Here is a 26,231-nt window from a genome sequence, read left to right on the forward strand (position 1 = left end):
TGACCATGAAAAGTGGTTGGGCTTTTTTGATGGAGTCCATAGGCGGGAGGGGGTAGACCCTCTTCACGAAACCACCTCCCCAATCACCACGCCGTCCAACCACCAGCGCGCCAGCCTGTGAACATTCGGCACCTTGAGCAAGGTGAAGTGGTTCCCCGCCCCATACCAGACCTCCAAAGCGCTGCCCTGCTTGCGCCACCCCTCGATCATCCTCCCCTGCTCCCGCTGATTCCCCGCCGCATCCAGCGCCGGGTCCTCGGCCAGCACCAGGCGCACTGCACCTTCATAGCGCCGCAAAGGCCGATACACCGTGCGCAACGCCACGCCATAGGTACGCGCCGGCCCCGTCATCGCGTCCACACTGGCACGGGCCGGCAACAACCCCACGTCGACCATGCCCCCATGCAACGCCTGCCGCTGCGCGCGCTCATCGCGCCCGGCAAAGTCCACGAGATCAATGCCAAACGCCTTGCCCGCGGCCAACTGCATGGCCTCGATCAATCGCACCAACGCCGCCGTGGTGGTGTAGGGCCGCCCCGCGCCAGCCGGTGCCTCACTGTCGATTACCGTCAACGATGCCACTTCGCGCCCGGCCGCCTGCAAGCGCAGGGCCATTTCCAATGCGATCCAGCCACCAAAGGAATGCCCGACCAGATGCACCGGCCCACGCGGGCACTCGTGCTCCAGCGCCGTCAGGTAACAGCGCGCGGCCGCCTCGACCTGGCTGTGGGGTACCGCCTCGCCATCCAGGCCCCGATGCTGCAGACCGAACAGCGGCCAGTCACGCCCCAGCGCTTCGCTCAAGCCCACAAACCCGGTCACGCTGTCCCCCGCGCCCGGCACGCAGAACAGTGGCGCATACCCGGCGCGGCCGCCTTGAATTCGCAACAGCGGCTGGTGCGGCGCCTGGCTCACCGGCGTACTTGCCAGCAACGCCGCGCTCATGGCGCGACCCAAGCCTTGGATATGGGGCGCCTGCATCATGCTCTGGTGATCCCCAGGCACCTCAACTCGCTGCAGTTGCCCGGGGGCCAGGGCGTCGTTCCAGCCCAGGGACTCGCTGCGCCGCGCCAACTCGGTAGGGCGCTCCTGGGCGCTGAACAGATGCACCGCCATCGGCAACGGAAACAGGCTGTAGTGCGCCAGCGCATGCCCATGCCCCACTTCGCGCTCGATAAAGCTCAAGAGGTCCGCGTCCGCCGCTGCCGCCATTTGCGCGTACAACAGACCTTGATCGCGACAGCGTTGCAGCAGACCCGCAAAGTCCAACTGTCCAAGCTGTGCCTCAAGTTGCTCAATCCTCGCCAGTTCATCCACACCTCCCTGTGCGTTCCAATAGGCCGTGCATTGCAACAGCAAATGCCGCTTGAGGGCATCCGGACCGCTCCAGCGCGCCTTGCCCTGGTCGGTCATGCGCGGTACGTAACTGTCGATCAGGCCGAGGAACGCCACCGGCTCATCCTGCCCGAGCAATTGCATCGCCACTTCGTAGGCCAGCACTCCGCCAAACGACCAGCCGGCGACCCGGTAAGGCCCGTGGGGCTGGATGCCGCGAATCAGGCCGACCATGCGCGCCGCCAAGCCTTCCATGGTGTTGAGGTGCGCCTCACCGAGTGCCACGCCCGGCAGGCCGTAGATCGGATAGTCACCGGGCAGGTGCTGGCCCAGTGCCGGGAAATACACGTCCATGCCACTGAACTCATGGACCAGGAACAACGGCGCCTGCGAGCCGCTGCTGCGTACCGTGATCACCGCACTATCACGCTCCGGCGCCTGGGTGCGCTGGCGCAGCATGGCGGCCACCGAGGCGACGCTGGCGTGCTGGAACAACTCGGCCAGGGACACCTGCAACCCCGCCTCCTCCATCAGGTTGACCAGGCGAATCGCCAACAACGAATGCCCACCCAATTCGAAGAAGCTGTCATGCCGGCCCACCTGCGCCAGCTTCAACACCTCGGCCCACAGCTGGGCCAGGGTCTGCTCCAGTGCATCGGCCGGCGCTTCGAATTCGCGGCAGGACAACGCGTCCAGGGCCGGGACCGGCAAGGCTTTGCGGTCGACCTTGCCATTGGCCGTCAACGGCAAGCGCTCCAGCGGCACATAGGCCGACGGCAGCATGTAGTCCGGCAGCTGCCCCTGCAGATGGGCGCGTACGCTGTCGATCGCGACGGGCTCGGCCACCCAAGTGAAATAGGCCACCAGGCGCTTGTCGCCCGGGGCGTCCTCACGGGCCAGTACTACCACGTCCTGAATGCTTCCGTGGGTCGCCAGGCGCGCTTCAATTTCACCCAGCTCGATACGGAAGCCACGGACCTTGACCTGGTCGTCATTACGGCCGATGCACTCCAGCAGCCCCTCAGCGTTCCAGCGGCCGAGGTCGCCGGTGCGGTACATCAAGGCGCCCTCATTGAAGGGGTCCTGCACAAATTTTTCCGCGCTCAGGTTCGGGCGATTCAGGTACCCGGTGGCCACGCCGTCGCCGCCGATGCAGATTTCACCGGTCACGCCCAGCGGCACCTCCTGCAAGTGCGCATCCAGCACATGCACCTGGGTGTTGGAGATCGGCCGGCCCACCGGCACGCTGTCCGCGTCGTCGGCAACCGCGCGCACTTCATAGGTGGTGGCGTAGGTGGTGGTTTCCGTCGGCCCATAGCAATGCACCAGGCGCAGTGCGGGCGCCCGGGCCAAGAGGCTGCGGAAGGCCGCCGGGTCGGCACGCTCGCCGCCGCACAACAGGATGCGCAGGCCGGCCAGGGCGTCAGGGATCAGTTGCACGTATTGGTTGAACAGCGCCGTGGTCACAAACAGCACCGTCACGCCTTGCAGCGCCCGGCCAAAGGCGACCGGATCGAGCAACGTGGTGTGCTCGATCACCTGCACCTGGCCGCCATTGAGCAGCGCGCCCCAGACATCCATGGTGCTGGCGTCGAACGCCGGGTTGGAAGCGAAGGCCACACGGTCGCCGGCCTGGAAGTCGGCATAGCCGTTATTGATCACCAGCCGCGTGATGCCGCGATGGGGCACCCGCACCCCCTTCGGCGTACCGGTGGAGCCGGAGGTGTACATGATGTACGCCACGCTGTCGCTCGATTGCGACAGCGCCGGGTTGTGGCTCGGTTGCGAATCGAGGGCCAGGGTGTCGAGGTCCAGGCGCTGTGCGGGGTAATCGGCAGCCATTTCACTGCGGCTCAGCAGCCACGCCGCGCCGCTGTCCTGCAGCATAAAGCCCTGGCGTTCGGCCGGGGCGTTGCTGTCCAGCGGCACATAGGCGGCGGCGCACTTGAGCACCGCCAGTTGGCCCACCAACAGGTCCAGGGAGCGTGGCAGCAGGATCGCAACGTTATCGGCGGGGCGCACCCCAAGCCCCAGCAGGTGATGGGCCAGGCGGTTGGCGCGCTGGTTCAGTTCACCGTAACTCCAGGCCTGCTCGCCCTGCACCGCCGCCAGCGCGTCGGGCGTTGCCTGGGCCTGGGCTTCGAACAGACGTTGCACCGTGTGCTCGCGCGGGAATGGGCGCCGGGTCGCATTGAATTCCAGCAGCCGGCGACGTTCGGCGTCGGGCAGGATCGGCAAGCGGCCGATAGCGAGGTCACTGTTGTGTTCCAACGCCTGCACCAGTTGCTCCAGTGCGATATGCAGGTACTCGCATAGACGCCGGGCACCCGGTCCCCTGGCCTTGAGGCTGAAACCGGCGCCCAGGTCATCCACGCTCATCGACAGGCCAAAGGTGCTGTGCTCTTGAGTCTTGAGCAATTGAATGCCCTGCCACGCGTCGGCCACACCACCGGCGTGCGGCGCACTGTGGCGATAGTTGAACAACACGCTGAACAACGGCGTCGCCACCGGCACTGCGCTGCAACGCTGAGCCAGGGCCAATGGCGCGTGTTCATGACTGAGCAGCTGGGTAAGTCGGGCGTGGGTAGCGCGCAGCGCACTGCGTACCGCACGTTCGCCCAGGTCGACCCGCAGCGGCAAGGTATTGATAAACACCCCCATGGCCCGCTCGGCCCCCTCGCCACCTTGCAGGCGACCCAGCATGACCGTACCGAACACCACCTGCTCGCGGCCGGACACCTTGCCCAGTACATGGGCCCAGGCCAGGTGCATCAGGCTTGCGGCACTGACACCCGCCTGGCGCGCCTGGGTCCGCAGGCGCTGGCTCAGTGCGGGATCCACGCTCAACTGGGCCGGCTCATCGGCGCCCAGGCCGGGGACTGCCGTGGGCTCGTCGATGTCACCGAGCATCTCGCGGAAGAACCCTTCGTGTGCATCGACACCGCTGCGGGTCTGGGCCACATAGTTGCGATACGGGACCGCTGCGCCTAACGAATCCTGCTCGCCCAGCAGGAAGGCCTGCATGTCGCGCTGTAGGATATCCAGGGCCAAGTGGTCCATGACCAGGTGATGGAACAGCAGCGTGGCCACCACGCGCTGGGGCTCCTCGGTGTAGACCAGGCGCATCAAAGGCGCCTGGGCCAGGTCCAGGCGCTGGGGCAACGGGCCGCTTTCGACGCGCAGCGACGCCTTGCGCCACACCACTTGCAGCGGTTCTTCCAGGCCCTCCCAGTGAAACGACGAGCGCAGAATGTCGTGGCGCTGGATCACCGCCTGCAACGCCCGGGCGAACGCGTCCAGGCGCTGGCGGGAATCAAAGGCGAACTGCGCCTGCAGCACGTAGGCATCGTCGCCCTGCACCGCGCGATGGTGATAGAGCATGCCGGCCTGCAGCGGCGCCAGCGGGTAGATATCCTGCACATTCGCCGCACCACCGGGGATGCCGGCGACAATACGATCAATGTCGGCCTGATCCAGTTGAATCAGGGGCAACTGGTCCGGCGTGATCGCCGTGGCCCCCTCGGCAATGCCATTGACCGGCACCGCCACGCCACGCCCGCCACCCAGCGCTGCCGCCAGAGCACACAGGGTCGGCTGGCCGAACAGCACCTTCACATCCGCCGACAACCCGAGGCGACGCATACGCCCTATCAGGCTGACGGCCAACAGTGAGTGGCCACCCAACTCGAAGAAGTTGTCGTGACGTCCCACCCGCTCCACATTGAGCAACTCGGCCCACAGGCTGGCCAGGGTGACTTCCGTATCACCCTGGGGCGCCTCGTACTCGCGCACCCTCACCGAATCCGCACCCGGTGCAGGCAGGGCCTTGCGGTCGAGCTTGCCGTTAGGGCTCAGGGGCAACGCCTCGAGGTGGACGAAAATCGCCGGCACCATGAACTCCGGCAGGTGCTGCAGCAGATGGCCGCGCAGGGCTTCGATCTCGCTGCGCACACCGGTGTAGTACGCCACCAGGTGATCGTCGCGGGCGACCACGGCAGCTTCGTTGACGGCGGCATACTCGGTGAGGCGCGCCTGGATTTCCCCCAGTTCGATACGCAGGCCGCGAACCTTCACCTGATCATCGTTGCGACCCAGGTATTCGATAGTGCCATCGGGCAAATAACGTCCGACGTCGCCGGTGCGGTACATCCGTCCGGCGCTGAACGGGTCCTTGAGGAAACGTTCGGCGGTCAGTTCCGGGCGGTTCAGGTAACCGCGAGCCACTTGCACGCCGCCGATAAACAATTCGCCGACCACGCCCAGCGGCACCGGCTGCAACTGCCCATCCAGCAAGTACATGCGCGTATTGGCAATCGGCTTGCCGATGGGGGTGTTATCCGGTGTCACCGCGCCTGCGCAGTTCCACGCGGTCACATCCACGGCGGCTTCGGTGGGGCCGTACAGGTTATGCAGCTCGCTGCCGGGCAACTGCTGCTTGAAGCGCCGTACCAGGCTACCGGGCAAGGCCTCGCCGCTGCATATCACCCGCGCCAGCCCGGCGGCCTGGCTCACATCGCCATGGGCCAGGAACACATCGAGCATCGAGGGCACGAAGTGCACGGTGCTGATCCGTTCAGCCTCGATCACGTCGCACAGGTACGCCGGGTCTTTATGCCCACCGGGACGCGCCATCACCAGGCACGCACCGGTGAACAGCGGCCAGAAGAACTCCCACACCGACACGTCGAAGCTGAACGGGGTTTTCTGCAAGACGCGGTCTTGAGCGGTCAATCCATATTCGTCCTGCATCCACAACAGACGGTTGACCACCCCGGCGTGGTCGTTGATCACGCCCTTGGGTTGGCCGGTGGAACCGGAGGTATAGATCACATAGGCAGCCAGGCCCGCGAATGGGGGGTTGTCGATGCAATGGTGTTGCCAGCACGGCTGGTCCAGATCGACTACCGGTACCGCGCCCAGCAGATCGCGGGTCGAAGCCTGGGCCAGCACGGCAACGGGGGCGCTGTCTTCAAGCATGTAGGCCAGGCGCTCTCGTGGATACGCCGGGTCCAACGGCACATAGGCAGCGCCGGCCTTGAGGATCGCGTACAGGCCGACCACCATGGCCAGGCTGCGCTCCACACAGATTGCCACCCGCGAGTCCGGCTGCACGCCCAGCGCGTGCAGGTGATGGGCCAGTTGGTTGGCCTGTGCGTTCAGTTCGGCATAGGTCAGTTGCTGCTCGCCGGCCTTGACCGCAATCGCCTCCGGCGTACGTACCACTTGGGCTTCGAACATTCCGTGCACGGTCTGGTCAAGGTTGTAGTCCGCCTGGGTGGCGTTGAAGTCGAACAGCAAACGCTCGCGCTCGCGCGCGTCCACCAGCGGCACATGCTCCAGCACCGCCTGGTCGTTATCGACCATGGCCTGCAATAACCGTGTGAAGTAGCCGACGTAACGCTGCACGGTCGACTCATCGAACAGCGCCACCGCGTACTCCAGCGCGCCGAGGATCGTGCCCTGCACTTCCCCCAGGTTCAGCGACAGGTCGAACTTGGCGAAGTGGCTGTTCTCGACGATGCCTTCCAGGGCGAGGTCGCCCAGGGCCAGGGTCGGCGCGCTGCTGTCCTGCCAGCTCAGCAGGGTCTGGAACAACGGGCTATGGGCCAGGCTGCGCGTCGGGCGGATGATTTCCACCACTTGCTCGAAGGGCAGGTCCTGGTGGGCCTGGGCCGCCAATGTCAGCGCCTTGACCCGCGCCAGCAACGCCTCGGTGCTCAGCCCGCCCGAGGTGTCGATGCGCACCGCCAGGGTGTTGACGAACAGGCCGATCAGCCCTTCCACCTCGCTGCGCGTACGGTTGGCCACCGGTGAGCCGATCACCACATCCTGCTGCCCGGACAGCCGCGCCAGCAATGCGGCCCAAGCCGTCATCAAGGTCATGTACACCGTGCAGCCATGGCGCTGGCTCAAGGCCTTGAGCCCGGCGGTGAGACGTTCGTCCAGGTGCACCTCGACGCTGCTGCCGGCGTAGTCCTGGCGGGCCGGGCGCGGGCGGTCGGTGGGCAAGGAGAGCAACGCCGGCGCACCGGCCAGGGCCTGTTGCCAATAGTGGCTCTGGCGTTGCAGCACTTCTCCGCTGAGCCATAGGCGCTGCCACACGGCAAAGTCACCGTACTGGATCGCCAGCGGCGGCAGCGGGTCGGGCTGGCCATGGCTGAACGCGCGGTACAGCGCCATCAGCTCACGGGTAAGCACGCCCATGGACCAACCGTCGGAAACGATATGGTGCAGGGTCAGCAGCAGCACATGGTGCTCGTCAGCCATCACCACCAGACGCCCGCGCAGCAGCGGGCCACGCTCAAGGTCAAAGGGTGCCGAGGCTTCGCCATGGATCAGCGCATCCAGGGCCTGTTGCGGCTGCGGGTGGCGACGCAAGTCCTGCACTTGCAGCGGCAACACGTCTTCGGCGGCGACGATCAGCACCTGGGCTTCATCGCCGTGCTGAGCGAAACGGCTGCGCAGGGTGGCATGGCGCGCGACGATGCGCGCCAGCGCCCGTTGCAACGCTTGCACATGCAACTGCCCACGCAGGCGCAGGCCGATGGGAATGTTGTAGGCGGTGTTGGCGCCTTCCATCAACGCCAGGAACCACAGGCGCTGCTGGGCGAACGACAGCGGCACGGGCTCATCGCGGTTGGCCGGCAGGATATCCGGCAAGGTGCTGCGACCCGCCTGGGCCAGCACCTGGGCGACAGCCGTCAGTTCGGCATTGGCAAACAGCTCGCTGAGCAACAGTTCCACGCCCAGGCGCTGGCGAATCTGCGACACCATGCGCATCGCCAGCAACGAATGCCCGCCCAATTCGAAGAAGTGGTCATGGCGCCCGACCCGTTCTACCTGCAGCACATCGGCCCAGATCTGCGCCAGCAGGCTTTCGATCTCGCCTTGAGGGGCTGCGTATTCACGGCTGAACACTGCCGTCATGTCCGGCGCCGGCAGGGCGTTGCGGTCGATCTTGCCATTGGCGGTCAAGGGCAGCGCATCCAGCTTCACGAAGGCCACCGGGACCATAGAGTCCGGCAGGTGCGCCAGCAGATGGGCGCGGATATCGCCGACGACCAGCGGGTCGAACTGCGCACTTTCCGTGTAATAGGCCACCAGCCGGTCTTCACGCACCAGCACGACCGCTTCCTGGAGGCTGGGCAACAGGTTGAGCTGGGTTTCGATTTCACCCAGTTCGATGCGCACGCCGCGGATTTTCACCTGGTCGTCGTTGCGCCCCAGGTACTCGAGGTTGCCGTCCGGCAGCCAGCGCGCCAGGTCGCCGGTGCGGTACATGCGGCCGGGATTGAAGGGATCGTGCAGGAAGCGTTCGGCGCTCAATTCAGGCCGGTTCAGATAGCCGCGTGCCACACCCTTGCCGCCCACGTACACCTCACCCGCCACACCCAATGGCACCGGACGCTGCTGTGCGTCCAGCAGGTAGACCGTGGCATTGGCGATGGGCTTGCCGATATGCAACGCCTGTCCCGCCTCGACCTTGCCGGACGTGGCGACCACCGTGGCTTCGGTAGGGCCGTAGTTGTTGATCAGCTCAAACCGCTGCGCGCGCCCGAACTGACGCAGGCGGTCGCCGCCGATCAGCAACGTGCGCAGGGTGGGATGTTCGATGGTCTGGCTGAAGGCGTACTCGGCCACCGGTGTCGGCAGGAAAGCCACATCCAGCGGCTGCGCGCACCACCAGGCCAGCAGTGCATCAATGTCTTCGGGGCCGTCGTGGGCCGGTGGCAGGTGCAGCGTCGCCCCGACACACAGCGCCGGCCACACTTCCCAGGCCATGGCATCGAAGCCGAACCCGGCAACGCTGGCGGTATGCCGCCCGGCGCAGAGGTCGAAGGCGTTGCAATGCCAGTCCACCAGGTTGGCCACGGTGTGGTGCTCCACCATCACGCCTTTGGGCAGGCCGGTGGAACCGGAGGTGTAGATCACATAGGCAAGATGGCTCGGTGTGACGGCGACCACGGGATTGCTCGCCGAATGATGGTGCCAGGTGTAGCGATCGAGGTTGATCACCGGCACGTCCAGCGGAGGCAGGCGTTCAAGCAAGGCGTGTTGGGCCAGCACCGCCACCGGGGCGCTGTCGCTGAGCAGGTAGGCCAGGCGTTCGGCCGGGTGGGAGGGGTCCACCGGTACGTAGCAGGCACCGGATTTAAGGATCGCCAGCAACCCGGCCAGGGTATCGAGGCCCCGGCGCGCGACGATGGCCACGCGGTCATCGGGCTTGACCCCCAACGCCAACAGATGATGGGCCAACAAGTTGGCTTGCTGGTTCAGCTCGGCGTAGGTCAGTGTGCGCTCGAGGTGCACGGCGGCGATGGCATCGGGCGTCAGCGCGGCCTGGGCTTCGATACGCCCATGCAGGGTGGTGCCTTGGGGAAAACTCACCGAGGTCGCGTTGAACTGCTCAAGCACCAGGCGTTGCTCCGCAACGGGGACGACCGTCACCTGGTTCAACGCGGTGGTCGGCGCCTGTTCCAGCGCAGTCACCAGGTGTTCCAGGGCGGTGTGCAGGTAGGCGCACACACGCTGCGGGTCCACCTGGGTACTGGCCAGCAGGCTCAAGCCAAAGTCCTCGCCGAGGTCATCGACGCTCAAGGTCAGCGGGTAGTTGGTGCGTTCCTCGGCACTCAGGGCGACGATGCCCTGCCATGCCGACACGGCCTCGGCGCTGGCGGCGGGTGCGCTGTGACGATAGTTGAGCAGCGCGCTGAACAAGGGCGTGGGGGCAATCACGGCGCTGCAACGCTGGGCCAGGGCCAGCGGCGCATGCTCATGGCGCAGCAATGTGGTGAGCCGCGCATGGGTGGCCTTAACCCCGGTGCCTACGTCCTGGGCGTCCACATCCACGCGCAACGGCAGGGTGTTGATGAAAATCCCCAGGGCCCGTTCCGTGTCATGACTGCCCTGCAGGCGGCCCATCAATACCGTGCCGAAGACCACCTGTTGCTTGCCGGACAATGCGCTCAACACCTGCGCCCAGCCCAGGTGAAACAGGCTTGCCGCGCTGACGCCCAGCTGCCGTGCCTGAGTGCGCAGGCGTCGGCTCAACGGCGCCGCCAAGGGCAGGCTGAGTTCGCGGATGCCCCGTGCATCGCCCTGCACGTCCTGCAAACCGAAGGGCAAGGTCGGCTCACTGATATCGCCCAGCATCTGGCGGAAGAACTGCTCATGTTCCTGCTCGCTGATACCTAACCGTGCCTGCGCCACATAGTTGCGAAACGGCACCGCCTGGCCCAGCGTCGCGCCCTGCCCCTGCAGGCACGCTTGCATTTCATGGCACACCACCTCCAGGGCACTGTGGTCCAGGGCCATATGGTGGAACAGCAAGGTGGCGACAATGCGCTGGTTGGCCGGATCATCGGCGCGCACCAGGCGCAGGAGCGGCGCCTGGGTGACGTCGAGCCGATAGTGACGGGCATCGAACAACGCATGCAGTTGTGCGCCGATGTCGCCGTCGGCAGGGTCCAGCTCAAGGGCCTGCACCGGCAGGCACGCCCGGCGCCACACCACTTGCGACGGCTGTTGCAGGCCATCCCAGACCACGCCGGTGCGCAGGATGTCATGGCGATCCATGACGGTTTGCAGGGCCTGGGCGAACGCGTCGAACCGCGCCAGGCTGTCGAACGCGAACTGCGACTGCATCACATACGGGTCGCCCTGTCCGGCGCTGGCATGATGAAACAGAATGCCTTCCTGCAGCGGCGCGAGCGGGTAGATGTCCTGGATATTCTCCACGCCGCCATCGACGGTGGCGACGATGCGGTCGATCTCGTCCTGGTCAAGGCATGACAACGTCAGCATGTCCGGCGTGATGCGTTCGGTACCCGGCGCAATGCCATTGGCCGGCACCGCGACTTCACCGGCCTTGGTCGGTGAGTATTCGCCGGCCTTGATCAGCTCGATCAGCCCCGGTTTGTGCTCACGCAACGCGGCCAGGATCGCCGGGTCGCTCAAGGCCTGCTTGTTGCCTTGCACCGACAACTGTTCGCCCTTGAGCGCCAGTTGGATGTCCTTGGTTTTAAGGGTTGCCAGCAGCTCAAAGAGGCTCACAGGACGATCTCCATTCGTTCGGTCATTGCGGCGTAGCCGGCCAGCGTCGGCTGTTCGAACAGCGCCCGCACATCGGCTTCCATGCCTTCCTGGCGCAGGCGCCCGATCAAGCTCACGGCGAGCAGCGAGTGCCCGCCCAGTTCAAAGAAATTATCCAGGCGCCCTACCCGCTCCACGTTCAGCAGCTCGGCCCACAGCCGCGCCAGCAGGATCTCGGTATCACCTTCCGGCGCCTGGTACTCACGCCCCTGCAGCGCCTGCATGCCAGGCGCCGGCAGCGCCTTGCGGTCGAGCTTGCCGTTGGGGCTCAGGGGCAGCGCGTCGAGGTGCACGAACAGCGCGGGTACCATAAAGTCCGGCAGGTGCTGCAACAGGTGGGCACGCAGTTGCTCAATATCGGCAGGGGTACCGGTGTAGTACGCGACGAGCCGGTCTTCACGGGCGACCACCGCCGCTTCGTTGACCTGCGGATGCTCAAGCAGGCGCGCCTGGATTTCCCCGAGTTCGATGCGCAGGCCACGGATCTTGACCTGATCATCATTGCGGCCCAGGTACTCGATATTGCCGTCCGGCAGGTAGCGCCCCAGATCACCGGTGCGGTACAGACGACCGGGGGTGAAGGGGTCCTTGAGGAAACGTTCGGCCGTCAACTCGGGACGGTTCAGGTAACCCCGCGCCACCTGCACGCCGCCGATAAACAGCTCGCCGACCACGCCCAGCGGCACCGGTTGCAACTGCCCATCCAGCACATACAGGCGCGTGTTGGCGATGGGTTTGCCGATCGGGGTGTTGTCCGCTGCATCGGGGCGCGCGCAGTTCCAGGCGGTCACGTCCACCGCGGCTTCGGTGGGGCCGTACAGGTTGTACAGGCCGATCCCCGGCAACTGCTGCTTGAAGCGGCGCACCAGGCTGCCCGGCAGGGCTTCGCCGCTGCACATCACCCGTTGCAACCCCGCCGCCTGGCTGACATCGCCGTGGGCCAGGAACACATCGAGCATCGACGGCACAAAGTGCAAGGTGGTGATCTGCTCAGCTTCGATCACATCGCACAGGTAGGCCGGGTCTTTATGCCCGCCGGGACGCGCCATCACCAGGCGTGCGCCGGTGAACAACGGCCAGAAGAACTCCCACACCGACACGTCGAAGCTGAACGGGGTTTTCTGCAGCACTGCGTCATGGGCCTTGAGGCCGTAGGCGTCCTGCATCCACAACAAGCGATTGACCACCCCGGCGTGCTCGTTGATCACGCCTTTGGGCTGACCGGTGGAGCCGGAGGTGTAGATCACGTAGGCCTGGTTACGGGCGGTGAGGCCCGGCACCTCGGGGTTGCTCGCACTCTGGTGCTGCCAGGTGGGCTGGTCGAGGTCGATCACCGGCACCTCGCCGAGCACACCACGAGTCGCACGTTGCGCCAGCACCACCACCGGCGCGCTGTCGTGCAGCATGTAGGCGATACGCTCCAGCGGGTACGCCGGGTCGAGCGGCACATAACCGCCACCGGCCTTGAGGATGGCGAACAGGCCAATGAGCATGTCCAGGCCGCGCTCCAGGCAAATCCCCACCCGCGATTCCGGCTGGACACCCAATTCACGCAGATGATGGGCCAGGCGGTTGGCGCGTTCGTTGAGTTGCCGGTAGGTGAGCTGTTGCTCGTGCGCTTTCACGGCAACGGCATCCGGCGTGCGCATGACCTGGGCCTCGAACAGCCCGTGCAGGGTCTGGTCGAGGGGGTAATTCACCTCCGTGGCGTTGAATTCAACCAGCAGTTTTTGCCGCTCCTCGGCCCCCAGGATCGGCAGCCGATGGAGCGCCTGGTGCGGCGCCTGCTCCAGGGCCTCGACCAGCCCGGCCAAGGCCACTTGCATATAACCGCAGATCCGTTGCGCATCGACGTGGGCCAATGCCGTCACGTCGTAGCCATCGCCCAAGTCGTCCACATTCAAGGTCAGCGGGTAGTTGGTGCGCCCGTCGTTGACCAGGGTCTGCATGCCCTCCCAAGCGTGTTGCGCGTCCTGGGAACGGGTGGCGGCGCCGCGATGGCGATAGTTGAGCATCGAACTGAACAACGGCGTGGGTGCCGCCACACCGCTGCACCGCTGAGCCAGGGCCAGGGAGGCATGCTCGTGGCCGAGCAACGCGCTGAGCCGTGCGTGGGTAGTGCGCACGGCTGCACGCACACCTTGGGCGTCGATATCCAGGCGCAGGGGCAAGGTGTTAATAAAGACGCCGAGGGCACGGTCGGCGCCCTCGCCGCCTTGCAGGCGCCCCACCAGCACCGTGCCGAAGACCACGCTGTGCCGCCCGGAGGTGGCCGCCAGGACCTGGCCCCAGGCCAGGTGGAACAGGCTCGCCGTACTCACGCCGAGCAAACGGGCCTGGGCCCGCAGGCGGCGGTTAAGGTCGCTGTCCAATTGTAGGCTGTGCGCTTCGATAGCGCTGCCGTCGCCGCGGACATCCTGCAGGCCGAAGGGCAAGGTGGGTTCATCGACATCGCCAAGCATGTCGCGGAAGAACGCCTCGTGTTCCTGCTCGCTGACACCCAGGCGCGCCTGGGCCACGTAGTTGCGGTACGGCATCGGCGCGGCGGTGGGCGCCGGGTGGCCGAGCAGGTAGCCCTGCATTTCCCGCAGCACCACGTCGAAGGCGGTGTGGTCGAGGGCGATATGGTGATAGAGCAACACCGCCACCACGCGCTGGTTGGCCGGGTCTTCGGCATAGGCCAGGCGGATCAGGGGCGCCTGGCTGATGTCCAGGCGGTAGCGCCGGGCATCGAAGCGCTCATGCAGGCCGGCCAGTACATCGCCTTGCAAGTGCAAGTGTTCAAGTGGCAATCGGGCCTTGCGCCACACCACTTGCAGCGGTTGCACCAGGCCCTCCCAGACCACCCCGGTGCGCAGGATATCGTGGCGATCGATCACCTGCTGCAGCGCCTGGGCGAAGGCGTGTAGACGCTCGATACGGTCAAACGCCAGGTGCGACTGCAGCAGGTAGGGGTCGCCCTGCCCGGCCGTGAGGTGGTGGTACAGAATGCCTTCCTGCAAGGGTGCCAGGGGGTAGATGTCCTGCACATTCGCGGCGCCGCCGGGCACGCAGCTGACGACCTGGTCCAGACTCGATTGATCGAGTGTCACCAGGGACAGCAGGTCCGGGGTGATGCGCTGGCAATCAGCCGGGATGCGGTTGGCCGGCACCTGGACTTCGCGACCACTGCCCACGGCCGCGGCCAGGGCGGCCAGGGTTGGCTGGCTGAACAGCACGCGCACGTCGGCGCTCAGGCCAACCTGGCGCATGCGCTCGATCAGGCTGACCGCCAGCAACGAATGGCCCCCCAGTTCAAAGAAGTGATCGTGGCGCCCCACTTGCTCGACCTGCAGCACTTCGGCCCAGAGCCTTGCCAGGGTGGTTTCCACGGCGCCTTGCGCAGCTTCGTACTCACGGCTCAGCACGGCGGTCTGGTCCGGTGCCGGCAAGGCCTGGCGGTCGAGCTTGCCGTTGGCGGTCAGGGGCAGCACGTCGAGCCGCACGTAGGCCACCGGCACCAAGACCTGCGGCAAGTGCGCCTGCAGTTGCTCACGCAGGCTTTCGATGGACAGCGGGTGGTGTTCGGTGAACCAGGCCACCATGCGCCCCTCGCGCACCAGCACCACCGCTTCGCCAACCCCTGGCAACGCCGCCAGGCAGCTTTCGATTTCGCCCAGCTCGACGCGCACGCCACGGATTTTCACCTGCTCGTCGTTGCGTCCCAGGTACTCAAGATTGCCGTCGGGCAACCAGCGCACCTGATCGCCGGTGCGGTACATGCGACCGGCGTTGAACGGGTCCTGCAGGAAGCGTTCGGCCGTCATCTGCGCACGGTTCAGATATCCGCGAGCCACGCCGCTGCCACCCACATACAGTTCACCGGCGACACCCACCGGCACCGGCCGCAAGTGCTCATCCAGCACGTAGACGCAGGCATTGGCGATGGGCCGGCCGATATGCAGCGCCTGCCCGGCACGCACGCGGCCGGAGGTGGCAACCACCGTGGCCTCGGTAGGCCCGTAGTTGTTGATCACGGCAAAGCGCCGCTCCTGGCTGAACTGGCGCAAGCGGTCGCCGCCGATCAGCAGCAGGCGCAAGGTGGGGTGGTGCAGGTCCTGGCTGAACGCATATTCGGCCACCGGCGTGGGCAGGAAGCTGACGTCCAGGGGCTGCGCCAGCCACCAGGCAAGCAGGTCATCAATCTGTTCATTGCCCAGCTCGGAAGGCGGCAGGTGCAGGGTGGCGCCCACGCACAATGCCGGCCACACCTCCCAGGCCATTGCGTCAAAACCAAAACCGGCGACGCTGCTGGTGTGACTGATGGCGCTCAGGCCAAAGGCTTCGCAGTGCCAATGCACCAGGTTTTCCACGCTGCGGTGCTCCACCATCACGCCCTTGGGTTGGCCGGTGGAGCCGGAGGTGTAGATCACGTAGGCCAGGTGCGCCGGGGTCAGGTCGGCGATCTGCGGATTGCTCACGTTGGGATGGTGGTGCTCATGCAGGTCGATGCTGGCGACATTACCCAGCAGCTCGCGGGTGCTCGCTTCCGCCAGCACCGCCACAGGAGCGCTGTCCTGCAACAAGTAAGCAATGCGTGCAGCGGGATAGGCCGGGTCAATCGGCACATAACCTGCGCCCGCCTTGAGAATACCCAGCAATCCCACCAGCATCTGCGGCCCACGCCGGCAGCACAGGGCGACGCGGTCATCCGGTTGCACCCCCTGCGCCAGCAGGTGATGGGCCAACTGGTTGGCGCGCTGGTTGAGCTGGCGATAGGTCAGGGATGTGCCGTCCTGCACCACGGCAATGGCATGGGGCTGGCGCTCGGCCTGGATTTCGAAGGCGCCATGCACGGTGTGCCCGGTGGGGAAATCCGCCACCGTGGCATTGAACTCGCGCAGCAGGGTTTCGCGTTCGCTGGCCGGGAGGATATCCAGCTGGCCCAGCGCGGTGTGCGGGGTATTTTCCAGGGTGTCGACCAGTTGCTCGATGGCATTGGCCATGTAAGCGCACACGCGCCCCGCGCCGATGCGCGGCAGCGCCAACACGCTCAGGCCGAAGCCCTCACCCAGGTCGTCGACACTGAGGGTCAACGGGTAGTTGCTGCGCTCTTCACCGCCCAACAGCTGCACACCTTCCCAAATACCATGGCCGTCGCGGGCCATTTCGCCGGGGTGGCTGTGACGGTAGTTGAGCAAGGCGCTGAACAGCGGCGTGGAAGCCGCCACGCCACTGCAGCGCTGGGCCAGGGCCAGGGAGGCGTGTTCGTGACCGAGCAAGGCGCTCAAGCGCCCATGGATGGCCTTGAGCGCGGCCACCGCGTCGACGGCCACGTCCACCTTCAGCGGCAAGGTGTTGATGAACATCCCCAAGGCACGGTCGGCGCCGTCGCCCGCCTGCATGCGGCCCATCAGGACGGTGCCGAATACCACCTCGTCACGCCCACAGACACGCCCCAGCACCAGCGCCCACGCCAGGTGCATCAGGCTCGCCGCACTGACGCCGCGCAATCGCGCCTGTTCCCGCAGCCGCTTGGCCAACGCGGCGTCCACGGCCTGCTCGGCCTCTTCGATAGCGCGCCCGTCACCCTGCACGTCCTGCACGCCGAACGGCAAGGTGGGCTCATCGACGTCGGCGAGCATCGCGCGGAAGAACTGCTCGTGTTCGTCCACACTCACGCCAAGACGCGCCTGGGCCACATAGTTACGGAACGGCGCGGCCAGCGGCAAGTCCTGTGCCTGGTTGAACAGGAACGCGTCCATCTCCCGCCCCACCACCGCCATCGCCGTGTGATCCAGCGCCAGGTGGTGGAACAGCAGGATCGCCGCCACCCGCCGGTTGGCCGGGTCCGGGGCGTAGACCATACGCAGCAACGGCGCCTGGGTAATGTCCAGGCGATAGTGGCGCGCATCGAAACGCTCATGCAGTTGTTCGAGGATATCGCCGTGCGCCGGGTCCAGGTCAATCGCCTGAACCACCAGCGGCGCCTCACGCCAGACCACCTGGACCGGGCTGTCGAGGCCTTCCCAGACCACGCTGGTGCGCAGGATGTCGTGACGGGCCGCCACCTGTTGCAGCGCGCCCATGAACCGTTGCAACCGCTCAAGGCTGTCGAAGGCCATGCGCGATTGCAGCAGGTACGGATCGCCCTGCTCGGCGCTGATATGGTGGTACAGAATGCCTTCCTGCAGCGGCGCCAGCGGGTAGATATCCTGCACATTCGCCGCACCGCCAGGGACGCTGGCGACGACCCGGTCAATGGCCGCTTGATCAAGGCTCACCAGGGTCAGCATCGACGGCACTATCCGGGTACAGCCCGCAGGAATGCCATTGGCCGGCACCGCAATCTCACGGCCGCTGCCGACTGCCGCCGCGAGCGCCGCCAGGCTCGGCTGATTGAACAGCACACGCACATCGGTGCTCAGACCGGCCTGGCGCATGCGCTCGATCAGGCTGACCGCCAGCAGCGAGTGCCCGCCCAGCTCAAAGAAATGGTCATGACGGCCGACGCGATCGAGCTTGAGCACATCCTGCCAGATCTGCGCCAGCAGGGTTTCCACCTCGCCTTCCGGCGCCTCATACCCACGGCTGAGCAGCGCGCCTGCATCCGGTACCGGCAGGCCCTTGCGGTCCAGTTTGCCATTGGCCGTGAGGGGCAACAGCGCCAGCCAGACATAGGCCGACGGCACCATGTAGTCCGGCAGCCGCCCCTGCAGATGGGCGCGCAGCGCTTCGATCGGCAGCGGCGCGTCAGCGGTGTAGTAAGCCACCAGGCGCTTGTCGCCAGGCTCGTCTTCACGGACCAGCACCACGGCGTGGTCCACCTGAGGGAAGGCGGCCAGGCAGGCTTCGATTTCGCCGGGTTCGATGCGGAAACCACGGATCTTCACTTGCAGGTCATTGCGCCCCCGGTACAGCAAGGTGCCGTCGGCCTGCCAGCACGCCAGATCGCCGGTGCGGTACAGCAGGCCCGCGCCGAACGGGTTCGGGATAAACGTTTCGGCGGTCAGTTGCGGCTGGTTCAGGTACCCCTTGGCCACGCCCGCGCCGCCGATATACAGCTCGCCGACCACGCCCAACGGCAGCAGTTGACGGTGCGCATCCAGCACGTAGACCTGGGCGTTGGCAATGGGCCGGCCAATCGGAATACCGCCCTCGCCCACCTGGGTAATTTCATGGGTGGTGGCAAAGGTGGTGGCTTCTGTCGGCCCGTAGCCGTTGAGCAGGTGCCGGGGCTTGCCGTGCTTGAGCACGCGGTCGATCACCAGCGGGTCGAGCACATCGCCGCCGACGATCAGGTAACGCAACTGCGCCAATACCGGCATCAGTGCATCGGCGTATTGGTGGAACAGCCCGGCGGTCATCCACAACACACTGATGGCCTGCTCCTGCAACAACGACGCCAGCGCCGCCTGGGACAACAGCACCGCCTGTTCGACCACCACCACACAGCCGCCGTTGAGCAGCGGTGCCCACACCTCAAGGGTACTGGCATCGAAAGCGGGGTTGGAGGCAAAGGCCACGCGGTCGCGCGGGTTGAACTCGGCATAGCCGTTGTTGAGCACCAGGCGCGAGATCGCGCGGTGGGGCACTTGCACGCCTTTCGGTGCGCCTGTGGAGCCGGAGGTGTACAGGATGTACGCCACGCTTTCCGATGCCTGCAACACTTGCGGGTTGTGCAGCGACTGCGCCTCCAGATTCAGGTCGGCCAAGGTATTGAGCACCCGCTGCGCACCACTGTCCTGCACGATAAGCGCCTGGCGCTCGAGCGGCGCATTGATGTCCAACGGCACATACACGGCGCCGCATTTGAGGATCGCCAGTTGGCAGATCAGCAAGTCGAGGCTTCGCGGCAACGCAATCGCCACGCTTTCCCCTGGCTGCACGCCCTGGCTGATCAGGTGATGGGCCAGGCGGTTGGCACGGCGGTTAAGGTCGCGGTAGCTCAGGGACAACGGCCCCTGCACTGCCGCCACCGCTTCGGGGCGCGCCAGGACCTGGGCTTCGAACAGTTGCGGCACGGTGAGCTGCGACGGGTAGTCCCGGGCGGTGGCATTGAAGTCCACCAGCAGTTGGTTACGTTCGGCCGGCGGCACGATCGACACGGCCAGCATCGGCGTGGTGGGCGCCTGTTGCAGCGCGGTCACCAGGTGACGCAAGGCGGTGAGCATATAGTCGCCGACACGCCGCGCGTCCAGGCTGGCCACGCCTTGCACCGTGAGGGCGAAGCCGCTGCCGAGGTCATCGACGTTAAGCACCAGCGGGTAATTGCTGCGTTCTTCGGAACTGAGGATCCGGATGCCTGAAGCGGCAAACGGACTGTCTCCCGGCACGTCCGCCGGCGCGCTGTGACGGTAGTTGAGCAGCGTGCTGAACAACGGCAACGAACCCGGTACGCCACTGCACCGCTGGGCCAGGGACAGCGGCGCGTGCTCATGCACGAGCAAGTCTGCCAGGCGCGCGTGGGTGGCGCGCACCGCGGCCTGCACGCCGACGGTGCCGACGCTGACCCGCAGCGGCAAGGTGTTGATAAACATCCCCAGGGCGCGGTCAGCACCTTCGCCACCCTGCATGCGCCCAAGCAGCACGGTGCCGAACACCACCTCCTGCTGCCCGGAGACTTGCCCCAGCACGTGCGCCCAGGCCAGGTGCACCAGGCTCGCCGTGCTCACGCCCAATTGCCGCGCCTGCTCGCGCAGGCCCAGGCTCAATGCCGGCTCCAGTGGCAAGTGCGCCTCGACAATGCCGCTGCCGTCGCCATTCACGTCCTGCAAGCCGAAGGCCAGGGTCGGCGCGTCGATATCGCCCAACATCTCGCTGAAGAACGCTTCGTGCCGGGCCTGGCTGACCCCAAGCCGCGCCTGGGCCACATAGTTGCGGTACTGCACCGCATCCGGCAGTTGCGCGCTGCACCCGGCCAGGCTGGCACTCATTTCCTGCACCAGCACTTGCAGGGCGGTGTGGTCGAGCAGGATATGGTGCAGCAGCAGAATGCCGACGAAACGCCCCTGGTCCTCGGCGTAGGCCAGGCGCATCAGTGAAGCACGGGACAGGTCGAGGCGATAGTGGCGTGGGTCAAAGCGCTGTTGCAGGTGCGCCAGGGCATCGACGCCCGGGGCTTCAATGCGCTCCACGGCCAGCGGCGCCTGGCGGCAGACCACCTGTGCCGGCACGTCCAGGCCTTCCCAGAGGATCGCGGTGCGCAGGATGTCATTGCGTTCGATCACGCTCTGCAGCGCCAGGATAAAGGCGTCTACCGCAGCCTGATCGTCAAAGCCCAACTGCACCTGCAGCACATAGGGGTCACCGTCGGTGGTCGCCAGGTGGTGATAGAGAATGCCTGCCTGCAAGGGCGCCAGGGCGTAGATGTCCTGCACATTGCCGATACCGCCGGGCACGCTGTGGAGGATGTGATCGATGGCGGCCTGGTCGAGATCGATCAGCGGCAACATGTCCGGGGTGATGACCTGACTGTGGGCATGGATCGAGTTGGCCGGCACCTGCACTTCCGCTTGCCCGCCCACCGCCGCCGCGAGTGCTGCCAGGGTGGGTTGGCCAAACAACACGCGCACGTCGGCGCCGAGGTTCACCTGGCGCATGCGTTCGATCAGCTTGACCGCCAGCAGGGAGTGGCCACCCAGTTCGAAGAAATGGTCATCGCGGCCAATGCGATCAAGCTTGAGCAGGTCTTGCCAGATGCCGGCGATGGCGGTTTCCACGTGGCCCCGGGGGGCCTGGTAGCTGCGCCGGGCCACGGCATCGGCGTCGGTTGCAGGCAAGGCCTTGCGGTCGAGCTTGCCGTTGGTGGTCAGCGGGAAACGTTCCAGCAGCACGAAGGCACTGGGCACCATGTGTTCGGCCAGGCTCAGCAGCAGGTGATCACGCAGCGACGCGACGCGGGTGTCGCCCTCGGCAATCACGTAGGCCACCAGGCGTTTGTCCCCCGGTTGATCTTCACGGGCGATCACCACCGCGTCGCGCACCCCTTGGGCGCTGGCCAGGCGCGCCTGGATTTCGCCCAGTTCGATCCGGAAGCCGCGGATCTTCACCTGGTCATCATTGCGCCCCAGGTACTCCACGCTGCCGTCGGCCAACCGGCGTCCAAGGTCGCCGGTCCTGTACATCCGCAGTCCGGTGGACGGATCGCTGAGGAAGCGTTCGGCGGTCAACCCATCCCGGTTGAGGTACCCCCGCGCGACACCGGCACCACCGACGTACAACTCGCCGACCACGCCAACCGGCAGCGGCTCGTGGTGGGCGTCCAGCACATACAGTTGCAGGTCGGGAATAGGCCCGCCAATCGGGCTGACGCCGACCAACTGCGCGTCCGCCGCTTCCAGGGCGCGGTACGTCACGTGCACGGTGGTTTCGGTGATGCCGTACATGTTCACCAGCTGCGTACCGGCGTTGATCGCCCGTGCGTACCACGGCTTGAGCATCGCCGGCTCCAGGGCCTCGCCGCCGAAAATCACCTGGCGCAGGGAATGGGCCTGGGGGCTGTCGCCCTGGGCCGCGAGCAGTTGGCGGAAGGCGCTGGGGGTCTGGTTGAGGATGCTGACGCCCGCTTCGCAGAGCAGCGGGTAGCACTCTTCCGGCGAACGGCTGAGCAGTTGCGGCACGATCAGTAACTGGCCGCCGTGCAGCAGCGCCCCCCAGATTTCCCACACCGAAAAATCGAACGCGAAGGAATGAAACAACGCCCACACGTCGTTGCGGTTGAAGCCGAACCAGTGCTCGGTAGCGCTGAACAGCCGCGCCACCTGGCGATGCTCGACCATCACGCCCTTGGGCTGGCCGGTTGAGCCGGAGGTGTAGATCACATAGGCCAGGTTGTGCGGGTCGAGCATCACATGCGGATTGACGATGGACTCGCCGCGCAGGCCGTTGAGGTCGATCGGCGCCAGCTCGCCCACCAGGTGACGGGTGTTGGCTTGCACCAGCACGGCCAGGGGTTGGCTGTCGCGCAGGGTGTAAGCAATGCGTTCCAGCGGGTAGGCCGGGTCGATGGGGACATAGCCGGCGCCGGCCTTGAGGATGCCCAGCAGGCCGATGATCATCTCCGGGCCACGTTCGACGCAGATGGCCACGCGGTCGTCGGGGCGGATGCCTTGCGCCAGCAGGCGATGGGCGACCTGGTTGGCGCGCTCGTTGAGCTGGCGATAGCTCAGACGCTGCTGGTCGAACCGCAGGGCAATGGCCTCCGGCTGGGCGGCGGCTTGGAGTTCGACCTGCTGGTGGATCAAGGCGCTGTCGGCGTAGGTGTGAGGGCTAGGGTTGAGGCTGTGCAGCAGGTGGTGGCGCTCTTCATCGGGCAGGATCGCCAGGCGGTCGAGGGGCGTGTCCGGATGGTGTTCCAGGGCCTGGGCCAGGCTCTCCAGCGCCGTGTGCAGGTAGCCGGCGACACGCTGCGCGCCGATGTGCCCATCGACCATCACCGTCAGCGCAAAGTCTTCGCCCAGGTCATCCACATTGACCGTCAGCGGGTAATTGGTACGTTCTTCGGCGCCCAGTACCTGGATGCCCTCAGCGACCTCAATCACCGCGGCCATGTCGCCCGCGGCGCTGTGCCGGTAGTTGAGCATCGCACTGAACAGCGGCGTCGGCGCGGCCACACCACTGCAACGCTGGGCCAGTGCCAGGGAGGCATGTTCATGCTCGAGCAACGCGGTGAGCCGCGCATGGGTTGCCTGCACCCCGGCGCGCACGCCCTGCTCGCCCACATCCACCCGCAAAGGCAAGGTGTTGATGAACATGCCCAAGGCCCGCTCACCGCCCTCACCCGCCCCCATGCGCCCGAGCATCACCGTACCGAACACCACCGCATCACGACCGGAAACCACGCCCAGGACACGGGCCATGGCCAGATGCAGCAGGCTGGCCACGCTTACCCCCAGCGGCCGCGCCAGGCTGCGCAGGCGGCGACTCAGATCGCTGTCGACGGAAATACGCGCCTCGTCGATGCCCAGCCCATCGCCCTGTACGTCCTGCAAGCCGAACGGCAACGTCGGCTCGTCGATGTCCGCCAGCATCTCGCGGAAAAACGCCTCATGGGCCTGCTCGCTGACCCCGTGGCGCACCTGGGCGATATAACGGCGAAACGCTACAGGCTCAGGGGCCTGGTCTTGCTGGCCCGCCAGGTACAGCTGGATTTCATGGCGTACCACATCCAGGGCGGTGTGATCGAGGATGGTGTGGTGGAATAACAGCATGGCAACCACACGCTGGTTGGCCGGGTCATCGGCAAATACCAGGCGCAGCAGCGGTGCCTGGCTCAGGTCCATGCGGTAAGTGCGCGCGTCGTAGCGCGTCAACAGGCGGTCGAGGGCATCGCCACCACTGAAGTGTGCCTCTTCACAGGCCAGGGTTGCCTTGCGCCACACCACTTGCAGTGGTTCATCGAGGCGTTCCCAGGCCATGGAGGTGCGCAGGATATCGTGGCGATCGATCACCCATTGCAAGGCTTCGGCAAAGGCCGCCAAACGTGCACGGCTGTCGAACACAAACTGGGCGTGCAATACATAGGGATCGCCCTGCGCTGCCGAAAGATGGTGATAGAGCATGCCTTCCTGCAACGGCGCCAGCGGGTAGATATCCTGCACATTCGCCGCCCCACCGGGGATCGCCGCGACGATACGGTCAATCGCCAACTGGTCGAGATTGACCAGCGGCACCATGTCCGGCGTGATGCGATAGGCCGGGCTCAACCAGTCCCCGCCATGCTCGGTCACCAGCGTAAGCAAGCGCGGTTTGTGGGCGATCAGTTGATCCCACAACGCATCGTCCAATGCCTCATCGTCACCCAGGACAATCAGGTCGTCTTCTTCCCTTTGCAGACGGATCGCGTGGGTGGAAATCGCTGACAATAATTCGCTGAACTGCATGGGGGTAACCTGCCTGATAAGTCACGGTGGAGAAGAAAGTCCGTTTTCAGCTGCCGTTTGGAATCGGGTGTGCTGGAGCGCCCGGTGAAAAAAATGCAGGCGCAGCCGCAGGCCTGGAGGGGCTTCCGGCAGGGTTGGAAAATTAAGGGATTTGGGCGCTGGGGGGTGACATGGGAAGCGGGGACAAGAGGGAGGCAGCGAGGGTTCAACGTTTTTTCAGGGCAGGTAATCGCTCCCGAACGGGAGCGAGAACGTCGCTAGACGGTCTTCACCTTCAAATGCCGCGCATACCAGGGCCGCTTCGGCACGCGCTTGAACAGGCCCTGCAACAGGTGCTCGTCCTCACCAAAGGTAATGCGCAAGGCGAGCTTCATGGTCTCCGGGTCCATCTCCATCGACTTGCCCATCTGCAACCCCGGGGTGGTGCTGCAGCCATGGGTGTCCGGGCCCAGCCACGGGTCGTCGACTTCGACCCAACGCCCCGGGGCGAACCAGGCCACGCCGTTGACGTCCAGGCGCCGGACTTCGCCGGGGTTGAAGCGTTCGTGGGCGCGGTACCAGTCCTCGATACGGTCGTCGATCCAGCCGTGGAAGTGCCAGAACACCGGGTTCACATGGGATGAAAACGGGTCGCCGAGGAAGTCGTTTTCCGCCGCGTACCAGCGCGGGGCAAAGTCTGCCGGGTCGCGGGCCAGGGGTACAGGGGCGCCGTTGGACGGGTCGCGGGGCACCGAGGCCCAGCGCATGTGCAGCCAGTCGTGCAGGCCCAGCTCCATTTCGGAGCCGAGTTGGCCCAAGGTCAGTCTGGCCAGGTAGCGCGGGTCGCGGTACTGCGATTCCCAGACCTGGAAGTTGCTGTGGTAGGTCTCGGCGGCCTTGATGTCGCTGACCCACTGGGTGTATTCGCTGTCGTCCGGGGCTGACCAGGTGGGCGGCAGCGCGAAGCCGTCGTGGTTGTCGAAGTAGCGCAGGAAGCCTAGGCGATCGCGCTCCAGCGCCGGTTGCGGTTCGGGGAATACGGGCCACGAGGGCAGATCCTGCATGGAACGCGCGGTGCCGAGCATATGCCGGTGCATGAAGAAGAAATCGATGCCCGAGCCGTTGCGGTCTTTGTGTTTGCCACGGGCGTCACGCTCCTTGCCGCGCGGGCCGGGTTGCCAGCCGATGCCGCGCAGGGCGTCGCGTTTTTCTTCGGAGAGTTTGTGCCACTGGTCACGGGTGGCGTGCCACAGCTGGTGAAACAGGCGGTGCTCCGGGGCAATCAGCCAGGCCAGCAGGGTCGGGTTGAGGCCGATGCGTTGGCGGGCTTCGGGAAACAGCTGTTTGTGGGCGATAAAGCGGTTGTCACGTTCGGTCAAGGCCAGGGGCCGATCAAGGTCGAGGATGTGCCCACTGAGGGTGCCGCTGCCGGCGTTGGCGAAGTCGGCCCATACCTCATCAAGGGTCATCTTGAACTCATAGGCGGGCCTGCCGTCGACGGCATCACGATCGATCAGGCGCCAGTAGAGCAAGGCGCCCTCGCCCGTCAGCAGGTCACCCAGCACGCGGTAGCGCGGTTCGCCTTCGCTGCGCAGGTTGGCGGCGGTGTCCAGGTAGCCGCGCAGGCCACGGCCACGGGGGGCGATGTCGAGCAACAGTTCCAGGCCTTGCAGCGGCAGGCCCTTGAGGCCGGCGTCGCGGCCTTCCAGGCGCAGGCGCCACACCCCGCGCAAGGTGTTAGCCAGGTGCTGCCCGGCGGTGTCGGCCAGGTCCACGGTGGCTTCGCCGGGAGTGATGGGGAATTCTTCTTCGCGCGTCAACTCGCGATGGGCATAGAAAGCGGCCGGCACAGCCGCGCCGGTCAGCGCCAGGCCTGCGATGAACCCACGTCGAGAGATGGTCATTGTCTACCTTAGGAAACGGCTTTATCAGAGCTAGAACGTTTGCAGGCCGGGGAAATTT

At 65.9% G+C, this 26,231-nt stretch carries 3 protein-coding genes; all 3 read right to left on the minus strand.

The window, feature by feature from the left end:
• Positions 1 to 63: 63 nt before the first annotated feature.
• The 3 genes from AC07OT_RS15075 to pvdP all read right to left on the minus strand — a co-directional run bounded on the left by AC07OT_RS15075 (position 64) and on the right by pvdP (position 26,173).
• The gene (locus AC07OT_RS15075) at positions 64 to 11,388 is read right to left on the minus strand and encodes an amino acid adenylation domain-containing protein (protein WP_495108384.1); all 11,325 of its coding nucleotides are present in this window, start codon (positions 11,386 to 11,388) and stop codon (positions 64 to 66) included.
• The gene (locus tag AC07OT_RS15080) at positions 11,385 to 24,290 is read right to left on the minus strand and encodes an amino acid adenylation domain-containing protein (RefSeq protein WP_495108385.1); all 12,906 of its coding nucleotides are present in this window, start codon (positions 24,288 to 24,290) and stop codon (positions 11,385 to 11,387) included. Before AC07OT_RS15080 ends, AC07OT_RS15075 begins: the two co-directional genes overlap by 4 nt.
• 257 nt (positions 24,291 to 24,547) lie before the next feature.
• On the minus strand, positions 24,548 to 26,173 hold the full coding sequence (gene pvdP / locus AC07OT_RS15085) for a pyoverdine maturation tyrosinase PvdP (protein WP_495108386.1): 1,626 nt from the start codon (positions 26,171 to 26,173) through the stop codon (positions 24,548 to 24,550).
• Between the last annotated feature and the right edge of the window lie 58 nt (positions 26,174 to 26,231).

It is taken from the genome of Pseudomonas sp. GW821-FHT09C10, assembly GCF_059418085.1.

What these genes read in the sequence shown, in the direction of transcription:
- AC07OT_RS15080 (WP_495108385.1), bottom strand. Translation starts at nt 24,290, where the DNA reads ATGCAGTTCAGCGAATTATTGTCAGCGATTTCCACCCACGCGATCCGT.
- pvdP (WP_495108386.1), bottom strand. Translation starts at nt 26,173, where the DNA reads ATGACCATCTCTCGACGTGGGTTCATCGCAGGCCTGGCGCTGACCGGC.